We start from the raw sequence: 15,346 nt of genomic DNA on the forward strand, positions 1-15,346 counted from the left end.
GGGCTCTACCAAAAACCTGAGCTGAATGCTACGCTATAAACGATGAAACCGAGCCAGTGTGTTCCAAACGCCTCACCAGAATTAACCCTTGGACTGTCATTCTAAGTGCTGGCTCGCCAGATACTCACCATGCTGTACCATGAAAGATAGAGAGATTGCTGAATTGTTCGCCGCCCAAACCGCGGTGATGTATTCGCTGGTCGAAGAGCTTATCGCTGCAAACGTCATCGACCGGGACAAATATATTAAAAAATTATACGATCTTCTCAACAAGCAGGCAGCTCTCTACGATGACAAGCCGTCATCTCGATCCGCGCCTATACGTCATCTTATTCGACTCATCGAAGGGATTGACTAGCCCTCCTACCCGATTCCATGAGTTTAGATCGCTGCAAATGCAACTTTCTCCCATGCACCGCCGCACTGGCGAACCCTAGCTGATATCCATCACGTCGATCACCGTGTCGTAATCGGTGAATGAGGTATACCGGCCGCGCTGGTAGAATAGCTTGCGCATCCCTTCCGGGATATAGGGCCGGATGCAGGTCTCGCTGCCGGAGGTCAGCCGCTGGCCCGTCCAGGTCTGGCCGCCGTCGCTGGTGGTGTAGCGATAGAGGTGGTGGATGCCGTTCGTGTCGATATTGCCCGACCCGTCCACCTGCCTGCTGCAATAGACCACATCCATATTGTCGGGATCGGTGATCACCCCGCCCGAATAGGTCTTGGTGTTGCTGTCGATGGCGCCCGGCCACCGGCCCGCATCGCAGATTTCGTGATGCACCCAGGCCGAGCCGTTCCACCGCGCCTGATGATAGCGGATGTCCATGAAATCGTCGGTCATGACCTGGAAGCAGGCGACCGGCCCCGAGCCGCCGATGACGATATCCCAGACCCACGACCGCGCCCCGGCCACCGCGTCATAGACGTGGGTCGCGTCGTTCGGCAGGTCGAGAGGCAGCGCGGACGAATTGCCGATCAGGGTGCCGTCGGTCTTATAGAAATTCCCGCCCTGCATGTAGAAATGATAGGTGTTGTTTAGCGGCTTTGCGCCGGGATGGCCGTCATTGATCAGGAAGTCGAGCCTGTTATTGCCGTTCTGGCGCACCTTGAGATAAGGCCGGTCCGGGCCTGCGATGCGCGTGGCGGGCGTCCAGGTCGCTCCATTGTCGTCCGATGTCGAATAGCACCAGTATTCGTCACCCAGGACGCCGGGCTCCACCACGACGCCCTCGCGGAAGACGAGATAGAGCCGGTTGCTTTCCCCCGCCAGGCGGAAGATGTTGGCATAGTTGAACGAATAGTCCGGGCCGTCATTGCGGTCGAACTGATCGGCAATGTTGACTTCCGCATCCCAGACGAGCGGATCGCCGGGATTTGTCGAGCGGCGGATATAGAAGGTGTCGGGGACGGCGCTACCGTGATCCGTATAGGCCGCGATGATACGGCCATCGGCAAGCGTGGCAAAGGCGGGGTTGTCGTGGTCGTCCCGCTGATACTCCTTCTTGAGCACCACATGCTGCCAGTTGCCGTTGTCGAAATCGGCAGCCATGACGGAGCCGCCGCCGGTCACGCCGCCCACCACGGCCCGCGTCTGGCTCAGCGCCAGCACACGCGGATCGTTGAACCATATCCACGCGCCCGGAAACTCGCCGGTCGGCGAATAGCGCCTGAACGTCTTCAGGCTCACATCCCACTTCGCGGAAAGGTAATTGTGCAGGCGCTGGAGCGTCTGGTCGTCCACGCTTCCGATGAAGGCGATCGCCTCGCAGAACTCGCCGGTGAACCAGTTGTTGGTCGCGTTCGGGTTGCCGCCAAGATAGACGGCCGCCTCGAGCGCGTCCTGCGAAAGCTCGAGGTCCGGCAGGTCCTGGACGCCCTCGACATAATTCTGTCCATTGAAGAAATAGCGCAGATCGCCGTTGAGAAAGTCCGCCTCCACCATGGCGACGAAAAGCTGTCCCGGATTGACCGAGGGGCTGGAAACAATGGTCGAGGTGTCGCCGTCAGTCTGCCGCACAACAGCGCCCGGCGCGCTCCCAGTACCCGCTGCGCGCGGCATGTTGCCGATCGCCATGCGCGCCGCATTGGCGTTTGCGTTGGTGCTGTGGTGGATGAGCGGTATCTGGCCCGAGGTCACATTGTTGCGCGAAACGACGATGATGGTCGCCTTGTCGCGCGCCCGCGTGAAATCGCGCCGCTGGCCGGTGAAGTAGCGTTCAGTGCTCTGGAAGGTAATGACGGACTGGCCGTTCGGGACGGTCGGGCCTTGGTCCTTCCAGATCGGGCGCTGGCCCGGCTGCGCGATGAAGTCGAACCCGTAGCCCGCCTTGTCCTTGATCAGCGCCACGCCGTCATTGTGGTTCAGGACAGGCGTCGTTCCTGCCGTGTCCTGAAAGATCGAGGTCTTGTCGGCCGCGTCCAGCCAGTAGCCCTCATGGTCGAGGAATACCAGAGCCGGCGAATAGGAGCCCATCTGGCCGAGAATGTCGCCGAGAGCGAGCAGCGCGAGACGGGTGTTGGCCTCTGCGCGGCTGACCCTCGCCTCCGTCACCGTGGCCTTTTCGACCACGAAACGCAGCTCGGGGCGGAGAGCCTCCTGCACCGCTGCGTCGGTGAAGGACGAGACATTGCCGCTGCCTGTCGCCGAGTTGTAGAACGGCACGTCTATGGTGGTGGAGACGGCGCTGCGCCCCACCATGGGAAAACCGTAGAAGCCGAGATATTCGCCCTCATTGACCGGGATGGCGATCATGCCGCTGAGGTCGATCGAAAACAGCCCGGCAGGGACGCTGACGACATAATCGTTGCCGACCTGCGTGAAGACATCGCCCGCCCTGGTGAAGCGCTTGATGGCAAGGCTGCCGCTCGCGAGAGCATATCCGGCAACGCGCGTCACAAAGCCGTCCATGGTGGCCGGATTGGCGAAGGCGACAGTAATGTTGCCCAGCGCCGTGGCGCTTACCGGCGTCTCCGTGGTGCCGACGACCTGCGAGACGGAAATCGCGCTATAGGCCGAGCCGAGCACCGAGCCTTGAGATTCAGACCGATCCTGAAGTTCGCCCAGATCGTCCTTGCGCAGCCACTGCCACGCGCTCTGGGAGGCAACCCAGGTGTAGATCCCCTGGTTCGGGACCGTGGCGCTGGTGACCGGATCGGTGTGCGTCCCGGCGTCATTCTCGACATAGCCGCGCTGCCCGGCGCGCGAGCCCGAATGGGCGGACAGTTCGGCCCAAGTCGCTTTCGTGACCGTATCGCCGGAGACTTCGAGATCCTCTATCTGCGCCTGCAAGGCAGCATCGGCGTTCTGCCGGGCCGTCGCCTCGCTGTCGATCTTGCTGTCTATGCCGGCGATGCTATCTCCCAACGCATCAACCGCCTCGTCGATCTTGTCGACAAAGGGGAAGATATCGTCAGTCGACGGCTGATTTGGTCCGGAAGACGCAACTCCATCCACGTAATATTTGCGCCAAGCCTTGCGGCCAAGCGGTTTTATTTCGCCCATGCTCTGTCCTCGATGATGGATAGATGTGTGCTAGGAGACGGTCGCCTGATCGGGTCCAGCTAGCGGACCGGCAATGTCTGACCGGTTGAACGGTTCTGCGTAGATGTCGAATGCGCCGGAACCAGACGCAATCGGAAGTGCATAAGAAATGCCGGGCGCCACAGCGTAGCGCCCTATAAGATTTGTTGCTCGGTTCAGTGTGGCGCCGGGTGCGGTTTTGTAGATCGCCACCGTGGCGAGATGGGCATCATTAGTGGTGCCGAAGTTTGCAGTGAATTGACCTGTCCCGTCACCTGCCGAGAACGAAAGCAGGGCGGCTGGCGGTGTGTCATCAACCACGACCGTGACCGGGGCTGTAGAGTTCTGCCAGTCAAAGGTCTTACCGCTGGCAACATTTCGGATGCGCCAGTCATAAGACCCACCATCAGCCACGGCGGCGAAGATAGCTGTATTCTGATCCTGGTTGACGGTTGCCGGATTCCATTCATCCGCATCTGCTGCAGATACTTCGACCTGCTGCGCATAGCTGTCCGGCAGGGTGGCCCCGCCAGCCGCGGTCCAGGAGAATTTCAGTACCGGTGCCGAATTCTCCTGAATCTCCACCGTGACCAAGACAACAAGCGTGACATCGTCAACATTGGCCGGAAGATCGGGTGGGACGATCACCTGATCCTGTTCATCCTCCGCCGGATTCCAGTCTGTTGCGTTAGCACCGAAGATCATGAACGGGGACGACACGCTCATCTGCTCCGCGTCGTATTCAATCACATCCGTCGCTGCCGCTACCCTCTCGAAGGTTTCTTCAGGGCTCAGGTCGAGCGTGAAAACGTAATCCTCCATCAGATCGAGAGCTTGCGGTCCCGACGTCAGAGAGCCGACGTAGTCCGGATTGTTCTCGTAGACGGCAAGTTTCGCGAGGCGCTGCGCTTGCGTTGCAGAGGGGCAGAGATTCACCGTGAACGACGAAAGCAGTTCCGAGCCATCTTCAACATAGAAGTCAGGATGCCGCCATCGAACCTCATTGGCCTTCCAATTGAGAGCCGGATCGACATATCCGACTTTCACCGTATTGAACCGCTTCTGAAGCGGACGTCCGCCCTCCAGCTGGATGCTCAGATGATCGCCGTTCATTGCTCGCAGCGCTATACCAGGCGTTGCACGAAGCTTTTGCCTCACAGCGATCCTGCCTTGCCGGTCCATAAAGACATCACCGTTGCAAACAGACGCGATTGCCTTGATCCGATCCTCGTTTTCGGCATCCAGAAAGATTGGACCGGCGCAACGATAGCGCTTTTCCACGCCACCGGATCTCAGCGCGACGTTTTCATCGCAATGCTCTGCAAAGGCAGCGAAACTGTTGAAATCGATATCTTCCGTGCTTGCCGACGTTAGGCCGTAGACGTCCATGATTTCAGTGAGCAGGCAGCATCCGGCGTTGTCGGAAAAGCCCCAGGAATCCGTCCTCGGGTCATAGACATCTTCCAATGCGTCGATGACGAACTGAAGCGACGGCATGTTGTTAGGATAGACATCCTGCAGCTTGTCCTGAGACACCTGCTCAACGATTTGAAGCGCCATAGCGCAGCCGCGATGGCGGAACGGTGTAAGTGGCGTGTCGAGTTCAGGGAAAGCTGCAAGCAATTCGGCGAATGGCTCATCGTTCATGGTGCCGAGGGTGGTTAGGATTTGCACCCGCGACCGCCCTCCAACTTGATATTGCTCTTGGGTGACAAAGCCATCCCCGTCCAGTGTCACCGGTTTCTTGTCGAGCCGAAACGACACGTAGCCACTGATCGGACCTTCGCAGACGTAGTGTAAAAGGTAGGATTTCTCTCCTCTCCTGAAGCCGAAGACGATCACGGAGCCAGTCAGATATCGGCCATAGATGCGGCGGCGTGGCGAAATCTCCTGACGGATATTGGTCTGCACATCCGAGGGCTGGGGTGCTGCGGGCTTTTTCTGGAGCGCCAACTGCAGTCCGATTGCGGCAGCGGTCACTGCAGCGTAGCCAACGCCAAGTGCTAGTGTTCCGAGCCCCGTGAAACCGAGAACATTGACCGCCCCGACCAACAACCCGGTGCTTTGGAGCAAGCCGATGAAAAGCGCACCGACTGCCTGCGGATGGAATACGGCCTGCGAATACAGCGACGTACTGCAACCTAGCCCCCAGGCTGCGTTCCGACTCCGGATGTAAGTGCTCATCTAAAACCCACAGGCCAAATCATGTCAGGCTGCCGCATTGTGAAACGAACGCCCTTTTCGCCAGCCCTCAACACCCACATACGTCCGGTGCAGATCATTCCGAGAAACCAATCCTGGACTTCCAGCAGCCCGACATCGCCGCGCTTGGCCTCGCTCCCCATGCGAGGCGCCCCGAGCACGTCAGTGACGGCTGCGACGGCCCCGCCAAACTCTTCAAGAGCCACATGGGCGCCATGCTCGGTTCGGTACATATCGCGCCAGACCACAGTCGCAGTCCTGTTGGTGGCTATTTCGGCCCATCCCAGCAGGAACAGAAGGCAATCACCGTTCCCCTTTCCCCATTCGAACGGCTTCCGCTTCTCTCCTGCGAGGTAGCAGTCGAGGAGGTCAGTTTCGCGCATCGAATAGATTGAGGGTCTGGTCGACCATCTTTTGCACGTAGATGAAGCCGGTCGAGCCAGGGTCGCGCTGCTGCTGGTCGCTATTTGTAACCATCGAATTCGCCGAGCGCCGCCTGCGCACAAACCAATCTTCGAGAAGAAGGACGATCTGCCGCTGTGAGGGCCCGGTTTTCGTCATACGCAGCCGATCCCCAAGCCCTGTATAGATGTGAAAGCGACGATCGAGCGGTTGAAGATCTTTGTCGTAGAATTGGCCCCAGAACCGGAACCTACGGCCTCGCACTTCGCGCTGCTCCTGCTCAAAGAAATACTCTTTGATCAAGGCGTCTTCCATATTGAGCGTGCATGTCATCTGACGGGATGCGCCAATCTTGGACGCTCCGAAATTCGAAACAGCCGCCAAGCCTTGGAGACCCTTCCACTCGATTGCTTCGATCTCGCCATCAAAGCCTCGTGACCTCAGCAAGCCGCCCTCATTATGCACGAACATCGTTCCGGACAGGAACTGCAATTCAGCAAGCACAACGCAATGGACGCGATTGCCTCGCGCCGCCTCCCTGATCGTCTGCGAAAACATCAGTCGACGCTTTCCACCAGCCGGGTCAGGTCCTCGACAAACTCCAGCGTATGGTCGCCATACATGCCGGCGTGGAGCGCCTCATAGCCAGGATTGTCGGTAATGCAGAAGCCAACGAAGATTGGAGCCAGCGAGACTGTTGCGCCCGAAGCAATAGGCTTTCGGAGCGTAGGAGATAACCTGAGACGGTTCGTGTCACCCTCTACCCATGATCCTGCGATACCGTAGCAGAATTCGTCGATCGAGATTGCGCAACCGCCTATGGTCTCATCCAAGAGAGCTACTTTGATCTCCCGCGCATTCAAGTCGGCAGGTTCTGTCACCGTCGTTTCCAAGGTCGGATAGGCATGGCCAATACCGGTCGCGTAGAGCGCATCGGTGGCAAACGGAATGCCTTGAGGATACTGGTCTCGGTGTGCCTTGGTCGCCAGAGCAAACGGCCCGTCTATGCCGTAGAGATCCGGTATTCTGATCCGCACCAAGGCGCTGTCGGCCTCCATGTTCCATACGAAACCGCGGACAGCTCTCACCGCATGGTTGCTGTGGACGTGAACGGTAAACCGAAGCCTGAACTGAGCGCCGGACACACCGATTGACCGGCGCATTCCGTTGGTCGCCTCATGTCCCGGCCGAGTGTTGTAGCCGATCGCCAATGAGACATCTGTGATCGGGACCGCCTTGACGGGAAAGTCGACCATAGAGGTCATCCATGCCGCTCCATCACGTCGCTGATACGTCCCGGTAGGCTCTTGTCGTATTGAGAAATGCCGACTTGGGCGGCACGTCCGCCTTCCTGTTGCGCTACATCCTTGACGTAGGCTTGCAGGTTGCCGTTCCTGTCTACCGAGACACCAACCGTGACGTGAACATTCTGATTTGCCGCAGGCGTGATCCTTGGCGACGTGGTCACATACCCGCCACTGGCATAGCCCTTCGCGCGGCGGTGAAGCTGGTCGAGAGCCCCCACCCCGATGCGATCCGTGGCTCGCTTCGAGAAAACGTATTCGCCGCCGTGGACAACGCCAGCTACACGATTGGCAGCACCATTCCCAGTGTACCCACCGGAGGCGAAGCCGAGCAACTTACCAATTCCGCCGAAGATCGCGCCGAGGATGCCGCCCCCTCCTCCGCCGGAGGCAGCCGAATTGGCAGAGAACAACGCGTCCACAAACTGCGTCTCGATCTTGTCGACGATCTTGTCCAGAACGTTCAGCGCCGCATTGCCGAAGGACTTCCAGAAGCCTTCGCCATTGGCGAGCCCCTGCCGAAGATCAGACAAAAAGCCTTTCGTTACATCCTTGGCGAACGAGAGCGATTCCTTGGTCTTATCAACCTCACCGCGTAGCCCCTTCCACGGGTCTTTTGCTCCTTCCGCAGCCCCTTTAGCTGCTCTACCAGCTCCAGCAGCAGCATCCTCGACACCGGTGAATGATCCAGCCAGATCCCGAAGCTTGTCAGCGGCTCCCGCGGCAGCGCGCTCTATCGCGCCACCAACGGCCCCGACATAATCCATACCCTGAGCGTTATCGAAGGCCTCGCGCGCCGCGTCTACCGCGGCAGTTGCGGCTCCCTCGTAGGGGTTTGATGGACGGCCGAGCTTGACTTCGCCAATCCTCCCGAGCCGTACTCCGTCCTGTCCTATCCACCCGGAAACGGTCGAGATGACACCCTCAATTTTACCAATGAAGGCGTCGATCTTTTCGATGACGAAGTTGAGCATCTTCTCAACCCCGCCGATTGTGGCATTGGCGGCTTGGTAAACCAAATCGCCGATCGCTGCCGGCAGAAGGCTCCATGAGGTTTTGATTGCGTTGAAGCCTCCGACAAACGCCCCGATGATGAAGTTCACCGCATTCTTGGCATCCGCAACAATGTCGCGGCCAAATATCTGGGCCAGCTCATCACGAAAGATGTTCGCGGCGGCTACAGCGGCCGTGATGCCAAGGACGAATGCGGCGGCCGGATTGGCGGCAGCCATGGCTGCAGAAACAGCCAAGCGGCCCATAAGAGCAATCACTTGCACGATGCCGCCAATGATTGCCGGCGCGTAAAGGAGAGCCAACCCAGCAGCAGCCATTGCCGCATAGGGCGCAATGGTCTGGAGAACAGACGCAAGGGTATTCAGGGCGGAAGCCCCGAGTTGAGCCCAGTCAACCATTTGAAGGCCAGCCGCCAGAACGGCGGTCAGGCCGATCGCGATGAGGGAGACGGGAGAGATCAGCGATCGGAGCGCAGCGCCGAAGACACCTGCGGCTGTGCCACCATTCTGCAAGGCGACTTCCATCTGGCCGGCGATCTGCGTTCCCTGCTGCAGCGCGATGATCATCGGGTTCATGCCCATGGCCGCGGTGACGCCGATGTCCTGCACCTGGGCGGCCAAGCCGGAAAAGCTTCCGCCCATACGGCGAGCATTGTCGTTCGCCGCATTTCCCACTTGGGTAAGGGATTGGGCAGCGCTCTGCGAGCCGGAGCGAAGCCGAGTGAGCGCGGACCAGAGACGGGTGAAGAACCCCTCCGCCCTCGCCGCCGCCTGCCCCGCTGAGTTCGTTTGAGACGCCACCTCGGCGGCAGCAGACGCTGCGCTTCGTGCGCCCGCCGCCGTCCCCTTTGTCGCTGCCTCCGCCTGCTTAGCAGCAGCGGAAAGCTTCGTGAGCGAAACGGCGCCCTTGTCGGCCTGAGAGCTATCGACGGCAATGCCAAGCGAGGCGATGTCCATAACTCAGTCCTTCTTGTGCTTGGCCCGCTCGGCCGCTTCGGCCTGTTCAGCCGCATTGGTAGCGAGGAAAGCAGCATCCATCTTGCGGATGATCGCGATCTCGTCCCGGCGGATCAGATTGCCGGTGAGTTCAGCCCAATCAGCGATTTCGGAGTAGGAGATCGGGTTTGGCCCAGAGAAACCCTGGCTACGAGCCGCGCTCAGTTCCCAAAACCATTCCCACAGGTGCGCCCAATGCTCGGCGATGGTGATCTCGGGATTGAGGTCCGCCCGACCGAAACGGGCATTCCTGTCCCGCCTCGTCTCGCCGTTCTCGTCCGGAGTATCGTACCTGACTGCCAGCCTTACGGCTTCGCAGCAGTCTTCGGAGATTCCTTCGTAAAATTTGCCAGCGAGTTGGCAGCCTCCGCTACCTGCTGGTAAATCCAGTCTTCCCGATCAAGGATTTCGACTGCCTTCTTGAAGGAAAACTCAGGCTTCTCGCCCCCGTAGGTGTGCTCTCCCCAATCCCAGGACGCGATCCACGATGCGGCTTTCTCCAGCTCTTGGCGCAGGCGCATCTCGCCCTTGACCAGCTTGCCGCGCTGTTGCCTTTCGGTCACCTCGTCGACATGCTTGCGGAGAACCTTCTTGGCTTCCGCGGAGGAGGCCGATCGGATCTGAAAGGTGATGCCGATCTTCTCTTCGGTATCGGGGCGAACGAGCTCGAGCGGAAACAGCGTCTCGTAATTGTAGATGCCGGCGATATCCATGCATCACCTCAAGGAGCGATGGGCTCAGGGTCAACGACGATCTCGCGCTGGATCAGACCGAGCGTGAAGACCTCGAGGTTGAAATCCTCGTTCCGGCCGTTCGGACGCGTCGGGCCGGTGACCAGGCCGCGATTATAGTAGACCGAGTTGGTCGTACTCTCGTCGGGCGCGTCAGCGTCCTCAGTCTTGAACGCATACAGGTACTTCGTCGCGGCTGCCGCGCGCATCGCCTTCTGGCCAGGATCAGAAGTATTGCGCGCGACCTCGACCGGAGGATCGCCGGCATTTGAGATGCCCTTCTGCTTCTGGGTCACATCCGTCGAGAGCTCGTCATAGCTGACGATATTGGTCTGTGTACCGCTCTCACCGATCGAGCCGACATTCTTGACCTCCAGCCAGGTCAGCGCCTCATAGTCGGTCTGGGTAAGGTCGGTTGGCTGCGGCAGCGGAGTGGTGTTATCCGTGTCAACCGCAATGTAGAATTTCCTGCCCTTGTTGGTGTTCGCCATGGGTCAGCCCTCCTGCTTGGCCTTCGGCAGCAGATCGGAGACGGGATGCACCTTCACCCCGACTTCTTCATATGCCGCCTTAATGTTGGGATAGTCGCCGTTCAGGTAGACCGCCTTGGCCTCCTTCTTCACGCCGGCGAAATGGACCGGGTTGACGACCTTGATGCCGTCAGCCTTCGGCAAGCCGGGTAATCGCGTGCCGGAATAGACAAGCTTCATCTTTGCTCTCTCCTAGACGATGGCTTCAATTGAGATGGTCACAGGGACTTGGACGTGAGTGTCGTCGGCAATGGGCTGCGCGATCTCAGGAGCGCGGACCACGCGAGCCGTGACACCTTCTGCTGTCATGCGCAGATCAGCCGGGAAATGCGCCGCCACCTTCCCGGCTATCTCTAAGGCTACGGAGACGTTCTGATTCTTCTTGCCGAACACATCCACCTGCAGCAACGAAAGACGCTGGTGAGGATCGGAGCCGCGCAGGAACAGGCGGCGGTTGATGTTCGGTATCCAGGTTACGCGGAGATAACCCGACAGCGGCGCGTCGAAACTCTCGTTCGGCCATGCGACCGGCAGTGCCGGCGACAAGACGAGCGACTGCACCCTCGCCTTGAGAGCGAGCCAGATCGACGTTTCAATGGTCGGCATTCTGCGCTATTCCTTGGCCGATGAAGCCGCTCAGCGACAACGAGATCCACGAAAGACTGACCGCCGCCCGCCAGCTTATCGGCGACGACACGGCGGAGACTGTGCGTGGCGACACGGCCCTTGAGGCTGCCAGGCGGGTGCTTTCCGGCCTCTCCCTCGCCCTACTCCTGGCCGGTGAGCAGGAGAGCGATCGTCTGGCCGGCGTTAAAGACCAAAACGCGCCTTAAGCTCTGCCGCCTTCTCTGCGACGATCGCCTGCCAACGCTGCGCCACCATATCCACCCACGGTCGCGGCGGCCTTCCCCCTGCCCCGTAATGGACATAGGCGCCGTACCTGGCCATGTAGCCGAGATAGATCGTCTCTCCGACATCGGCGGCCATGATGACCAATTCGATCTGGCCATAGTCGGGCGTGAACGTGCCGCCTGGATTGTCGAGCGACAGGACTGGCATTGCCGTGGTCGAGGCCCGGAGCGATGCTCGCAAGAACCCGGTATCGACCGGCACCAGCGCCTGCATCTGGCTCACCAGTTCCTGCACGCTCTCGTGAAAGACGGCCTCGATCGCACCCTCGACCTTGTGAACCCATGCGTCGATCTGAGCCGAGAATGACGCCATCACGCCGCCCTCTGCCGGCGCACGACGCTGGCGAAGTAGTCGATCTTGTATTCCATCCAGCAGCGGCAGCCGACTGTCTCGGAGGCAGGTGCCTGCGGGTCCCCAGGATAGCGCAGCATCGCACCGCTCGGGCTTTGGAAGAAGCCGTCCATCGGAGCTGATTTTCCCGAAAGAGCCCGGTGCGTATGCCTCACGCGGCTGTCGCCGGCAGACCGCCACACCTTCGTGACATCCTCCACTTTGATCTTGCCGGCCGCGATCTGCTGACGGATCGCATCGTCACGGCTCTTGCCGAGCGCGGTCATGGTCTCGGTCCGGGCCAGCATTTCACCGCGGAGTTCAAGGAGCCGATCTGAGTACCTGCCGACGATCCTGTTAACGATTTCGGCAGGGATTGGTTTACCCTCTTGGAGGGCTCTTGTGACCGTCTTGTCGAAACGCCTATCGCGCCGGCCTCTTTCCAGATACCGCCTGAGTTGATCGGGCTCACCAGAAAGCAGTTCCTGGCGCACGCGGGCAACATAACGCGCCTGAGCTGTGGTGAGTCCGATCACCCCGCCTTCTCGCCTGTTCGTTGCTCTGTTGACCCTCCCGACCACATCCAGGGCTGTCTGACGCGGGTTCTGGCCGATCGAAAGACCCTCCGTCAGTACAGTCCTGATCGCCTCACGCTGATCATCTACAATCCTCGTCACCAGAGTGGACGAATGCCCGCGCAGCCAAGCCTCAGCCTCGGGATTCCGGACGCCGAACCGGAACACGACCCTGTTGCCCTCGGGATCGGTCACCCTGGGCAAGTTCTCAACCGTGGCAGCACCGCCGGCGTTGTATGCCTCGGCGATCGCCAATTCGAGCTTGGCAAAGGCGTCAGCGTCCAGATGCATTGCCTCGATCGCGCCGGTAACGTCACCGCGCTCCAGGCGCTCAACGATAACCCTGAGGACAATTGCGTTGCGGATATCGTCGACGGCCGAGAGAAAGGCCAAGCGCAGCCGCTCGTCATATGTGGCGAGCAGTTCCTTGATGATGTCGCGGGTTGGGCGATTAACCACTATACTCTCCTCCTGACCATCATGGAGGCCCCGATGATCACCGGTTCCCTTTGTCGAGCTGCTCGAGCCTTGGTGGAGATCAGCCGCGCCAAACTGGCGGCAAACGTGAATGTTGATGAGGCGGTCATCGAGAATTTCGAGCGGGATGTCCGCATTCCTAACGATGCCACCATCTTAGCAATTCAGCGGGAGCTCGAAGCCATCGGTGCCGTCTTCCTCCCCGAAGAGGGCTCTCAGGGGGTAGGCGTCAGGTTGAAATTCAATCGGTCGCTTACAAAGCGCATTGGCATCCTCGAGAACGAGGGCGGAGCGACGGGACGGGACGACGTCCCTTAAGCCGCGCACCACGCCTTCCACGCGACCACAGTCCCTGAACCAGGTATCGGGGTCAGATTGCTTATCGCGCGCTCCACACCGTCGATAATGAGCGTGTCGGTCAGGGCGGGTGTGTTCGCCGGGATCTCCGGTTCCACCGATGCAGGGATTGTCGGCACCGCAAACGTCACCATGTCGCCGGTCTCGACGATCAGGACGCCGTTCTCGTAGCGCTGGTGGAGCCGTTTGACCGTCGCGCTGAGTGGATAGGTCGTGACCGTCTCACCGGGCGGGTCCCATTCGTTCTCGCCCGGCGTTGTGGTCACGCGCTTAAGGAGGACGGTGCCTTGCTGGAACTCTGACAGCAGCTCGTCGGCAACGCCGCGCATTTCGTCGTAGAAGGTCATCACACCACCAGGATGGAAGGGAAGCCGCCCACGGGCATCAGGAGCGGCGCCAGCAGCCCTTCGATATCCGACGACAGCGAAGCGGTCACCGCGCCTCCCGTGGCCTCGCCTCCGTCGAAGAATTCCCGCTCTATCGTATCCACCTTCTGCCTCTTCACACGGCGAGCCGGATCGATGACGACCGACAGAGCGGCTGGATTGGTCGCAGCGATGTAGGCGGCGCGATAGCTCGCCTTCACCACGCGGTCGGGAACCATGTCGGAAGCAAGAGCAGATCCGAAGATGTACGCGCCAGTCCGCGGCCACTCCCGCTCCTGCTCAGGATCAGTGGGAGTGCCTACAAAGCGCGGCCCGTAGGTCGCATCAATATAGGCGCTCCCACGTTGACGTAGCACGGCCGGCGATGGCGCGTCGTCCGGCAGCGTGTAGCCGTTCTCCGTCAGCCATGTCTCAAACCCGGCATCATCGCCATAACCGGCCATCGGTCACTCCGTTGGATTGGAACATTCTCTCCAAGCGCCTGTTGGGTTTTCTCCTTGAAGGGAGAGAACCATGCAGAACGAGAAGATGAAGGGTTCCGAAGATAAGTCACGCGGTCAGACGAAGACCGACAAAGAGAATGTCGAGCCGATCCAAGAGTTGGATAAAGACACTCAGAAAGGCCTTGGCAAGACCGAAGACAAGATCCGTGACAAGCTGAAGGGCTGACGGATCGGAAAGGGCCGCGAACAAAGCCGCGGCCCATGTCCCTTACTCCAGCTTGGCTCAACAGGATCGATGCTAATGACCGACGTGACCGCCGTGAGGCGCCTCGATCTAAATCGATACCTTGGGCGCTGGTATGAAATCTGCCGCTTGCCCTTGAGATGGGAAGACGAGACGGCGACCGACATTACCGCGAACTACTCGCTAAACGAGGACGGGAACGTCAGGGTCGACAATAGATGCTTCGATGAAGACGGTAAGCCATCTCAAGCAGTTGGCGAGGCCGTGCCCGTTGACGATGCAAAATCTCGCCTGAAACTCACCTTCCTGCCCGAATACATCCGCTGGATACCGTTCACCAAAGCAGACTATTGGGTCCTCAAAATCGACCCCGACTACCACACGGCTTTGGTCGGCACGCCGGATCGAAAGTACCTTTGGATTCTGTCTCGCCAGCCTGAGATATCCGAAGAGACGAAAGCCGAATTTCTTGCTGAAGCCCGCCGGCAAGGTTTCGACCTTACCCATCTTATAACCCCGCGGCACACAGGCCGCGAGGTAACAGATGAAATGCTCGAGAGGGATTAGGGCTCCGGCTTCGTAGCCAGTTCCTCGAGCGCGGCGACGATCTCATCCTTCTTGGATGGGGTCGCCTCGCCGAGGAGCTTCGAGGCTGCCGATTTGAAGGCCATGAAGTTGCCGTCGGCCATCGCGAGGACTTCGGCGGCCGACTTTGTATCGTCAGCCTCCTCCCCCTTCTTCTCCTTGCCACCCTTGGCCTTCACCTTGACGCCTTCCCGCTCGAAGGCCTCGATCTGGGCCTCAGTGAGTTCCTTGGCATCGACCAGGTCAGCCTGCTTGCCGGCAGGGACGACCGTGTGGCCGCCCCTCACCTTGAAGGCCTTGGCAACATGGCTGCCGTTCTTGACGTGATACTGTGCCATG

At 59.7% G+C, this 15,346-nt stretch carries 20 protein-coding genes; 5 read left to right on the forward strand and 15 right to left on the reverse strand.

The annotated features are described in order from the left end of the window. Nucleotides 1-139 precede the first annotated feature (139 nt). The gene (locus L598_RS18840; RefSeq protein ID WP_144865131.1) at nucleotides 140-358 is read left to right on the forward strand and encodes a hypothetical protein; all 219 of its coding nucleotides are present in this window, start codon (nucleotides 140-142) and stop codon (nucleotides 356-358) included. A 75-nt stretch (nucleotides 359-433) separates the two neighbouring features. Here the strand turns inward: L598_RS18840 and L598_RS18845 are convergent, their stop codons facing one another. The 10 genes from L598_RS18845 to L598_RS18895 all read right to left on the reverse strand — a co-directional run bounded on the left by L598_RS18845 (nucleotide 434) and on the right by L598_RS18895 (nucleotide 11,304). Further along, the gene (locus tag L598_RS18845; RefSeq protein WP_144865133.1) at nucleotides 434-3,502 is read right to left on the reverse strand and encodes a BNR-4 repeat-containing protein; all 3,069 of its coding nucleotides are present in this window, start codon (nucleotides 3,500-3,502) and stop codon (nucleotides 434-436) included. A gap of 30 nt (nucleotides 3,503-3,532) precedes the next feature. Continuing rightward, nucleotides 3,533-5,704 (reverse strand): phage tail protein, encoded by a 2,172-nt coding sequence (locus tag L598_RS18850; protein WP_144865135.1) that lies wholly within the window; start codon nucleotides 5,702-5,704, stop codon nucleotides 3,533-3,535. Beyond that, nucleotides 5,701-6,105, reverse strand: coding sequence for a hypothetical protein (locus L598_RS18855; protein WP_144865137.1), 405 nt, complete (start codon nucleotides 6,103-6,105; stop codon nucleotides 5,701-5,703). The genes L598_RS18850 and L598_RS18855 overlap by 4 nt, the downstream gene beginning before the upstream one ends. Continuing rightward, nucleotides 6,092-6,682: a hypothetical protein gene (locus L598_RS18860; RefSeq protein WP_186445103.1), complete on the reverse strand. Its 591-nt coding sequence runs from the start codon at nucleotides 6,680-6,682 to the stop codon at nucleotides 6,092-6,094. Before L598_RS18860 ends, L598_RS18855 begins: the two co-directional genes overlap by 14 nt. Continuing rightward, the gene (locus L598_RS18865) at nucleotides 6,682-7,389 is read right to left on the reverse strand and encodes a hypothetical protein (RefSeq protein WP_144865141.1); all 708 of its coding nucleotides are present in this window, start codon (nucleotides 7,387-7,389) and stop codon (nucleotides 6,682-6,684) included. The genes L598_RS18860 and L598_RS18865 overlap by 1 nt, the downstream gene beginning before the upstream one ends. Further along, nucleotides 7,386-9,398 (reverse strand): phage tail tape-measure protein, encoded by a 2,013-nt coding sequence (locus L598_RS18870; RefSeq protein ID WP_144865143.1) that lies wholly within the window; start codon nucleotides 9,396-9,398, stop codon nucleotides 7,386-7,388. Before L598_RS18870 ends, L598_RS18865 begins: the two co-directional genes overlap by 4 nt. 344 nt (nucleotides 9,399-9,742) lie before the next feature. Beyond that, nucleotides 9,743-10,150: a hypothetical protein gene (locus L598_RS18880; RefSeq protein WP_144865144.1), complete on the reverse strand. Its 408-nt coding sequence runs from the start codon at nucleotides 10,148-10,150 to the stop codon at nucleotides 9,743-9,745. Nucleotides 10,151-10,158: 8 nt separating this feature from the next. Next, nucleotides 10,159-10,659 (reverse strand): phage tail tube protein, encoded by a 501-nt coding sequence (locus tag L598_RS18885; protein ID WP_144865146.1) that lies wholly within the window; start codon nucleotides 10,657-10,659, stop codon nucleotides 10,159-10,161. Nucleotides 10,660-10,662: 3 nt separating this feature from the next. After that, nucleotides 10,663-10,878 carry a hypothetical protein gene (locus tag L598_RS18890; RefSeq protein ID WP_144865148.1) on the reverse strand — a complete coding sequence of 72 codons (216 nt, stop codon included), beginning with the start codon at nucleotides 10,876-10,878 and terminating at the stop codon, nucleotides 10,663-10,665. Between the two features lie 12 nt (nucleotides 10,879-10,890). Then, nucleotides 10,891-11,304, reverse strand: coding sequence for a DUF4128 domain-containing protein (locus tag L598_RS18895; protein WP_144865150.1), 414 nt, complete (start codon nucleotides 11,302-11,304; stop codon nucleotides 10,891-10,893). Nucleotides 11,305-11,324: 20 nt separating this feature from the next. On the opposite strand from L598_RS18895, the gene L598_RS18900 reads away from it, so the two are divergent. Continuing rightward, the gene (locus L598_RS18900) at nucleotides 11,325-11,531 is read left to right on the forward strand and encodes a hypothetical protein (RefSeq protein WP_144865152.1); all 207 of its coding nucleotides are present in this window, start codon (nucleotides 11,325-11,327) and stop codon (nucleotides 11,529-11,531) included. Here the strand turns inward: L598_RS18900 and L598_RS18905 are convergent. Both L598_RS18905 and L598_RS18910 read right to left on the reverse strand, forming a co-directional pair. Beyond that, entirely contained in the window at nucleotides 11,509-11,922 is a 414-nt protein-coding gene (locus L598_RS18905; RefSeq protein ID WP_186445104.1) for an HK97 gp10 family phage protein, read from the reverse strand. The genes L598_RS18900 and L598_RS18905 overlap by 23 nt on opposite strands. Next, nucleotides 11,922-12,974 (reverse strand): phage minor head protein, encoded by a 1,053-nt coding sequence (locus L598_RS18910; RefSeq protein ID WP_144865156.1) that lies wholly within the window; start codon nucleotides 12,972-12,974, stop codon nucleotides 11,922-11,924. The genes L598_RS18905 and L598_RS18910 overlap by 1 nt, the downstream gene beginning before the upstream one ends. A gap of 33 nt (nucleotides 12,975-13,007) precedes the next feature. Between L598_RS18910 and L598_RS18915 the strand changes: the two genes are divergently transcribed. Next, nucleotides 13,008-13,310 (forward strand): helix-turn-helix transcriptional regulator, encoded by a 303-nt coding sequence (locus L598_RS18915; protein ID WP_144865158.1) that lies wholly within the window; start codon nucleotides 13,008-13,010, stop codon nucleotides 13,308-13,310. Here L598_RS18915 and L598_RS18920 read toward each other — a convergent pair. Further along, nucleotides 13,307-13,696 (reverse strand): hypothetical protein, encoded by a 390-nt coding sequence (locus tag L598_RS18920; RefSeq protein ID WP_144865161.1) that lies wholly within the window; start codon nucleotides 13,694-13,696, stop codon nucleotides 13,307-13,309. The two genes, L598_RS18915 and L598_RS18920, sit on opposite strands and share 4 nt — an antisense overlap. Next, nucleotides 13,696-14,178: a DnaT-like ssDNA-binding protein gene (locus L598_RS18925; protein ID WP_144865163.1), complete on the reverse strand. Its 483-nt coding sequence runs from the start codon at nucleotides 14,176-14,178 to the stop codon at nucleotides 13,696-13,698. Before L598_RS18925 ends, L598_RS18920 begins: the two co-directional genes overlap by 1 nt. 70 nt (nucleotides 14,179-14,248) lie before the next feature. On the opposite strand from L598_RS18925, the gene L598_RS21525 reads away from it, so the two are divergent. Then, on the forward strand, nucleotides 14,249-14,404 hold the full coding sequence (locus L598_RS21525) for a hypothetical protein (protein WP_186445105.1): 156 nt from the start codon (nucleotides 14,249-14,251) through the stop codon (nucleotides 14,402-14,404). A gap of 75 nt (nucleotides 14,405-14,479) precedes the next feature. Continuing rightward, nucleotides 14,480-14,989: a lipocalin family protein gene (locus tag L598_RS18930; RefSeq protein ID WP_144865165.1), complete on the forward strand. Its 510-nt coding sequence runs from the start codon at nucleotides 14,480-14,482 to the stop codon at nucleotides 14,987-14,989. Here L598_RS18930 and L598_RS18935 read toward each other — a convergent pair. Next, a complete protein-coding gene (locus L598_RS18935; RefSeq protein ID WP_144865167.1) occupies nucleotides 14,986-15,345 on the reverse strand; it encodes a hypothetical protein in 360 nt (119 codons plus the stop codon). The two genes, L598_RS18930 and L598_RS18935, sit on opposite strands and share 4 nt — an antisense overlap. Nucleotide 15,346 lies beyond the last annotated feature (1 nt).

The sequence above is a fragment of the Mesorhizobium sp. J18 genome, from assembly GCF_007829525.1.
In the GTDB taxonomy this organism is placed as follows: domain Bacteria; phylum Pseudomonadota; class Alphaproteobacteria; order Rhizobiales; family Rhizobiaceae; genus VLJP01.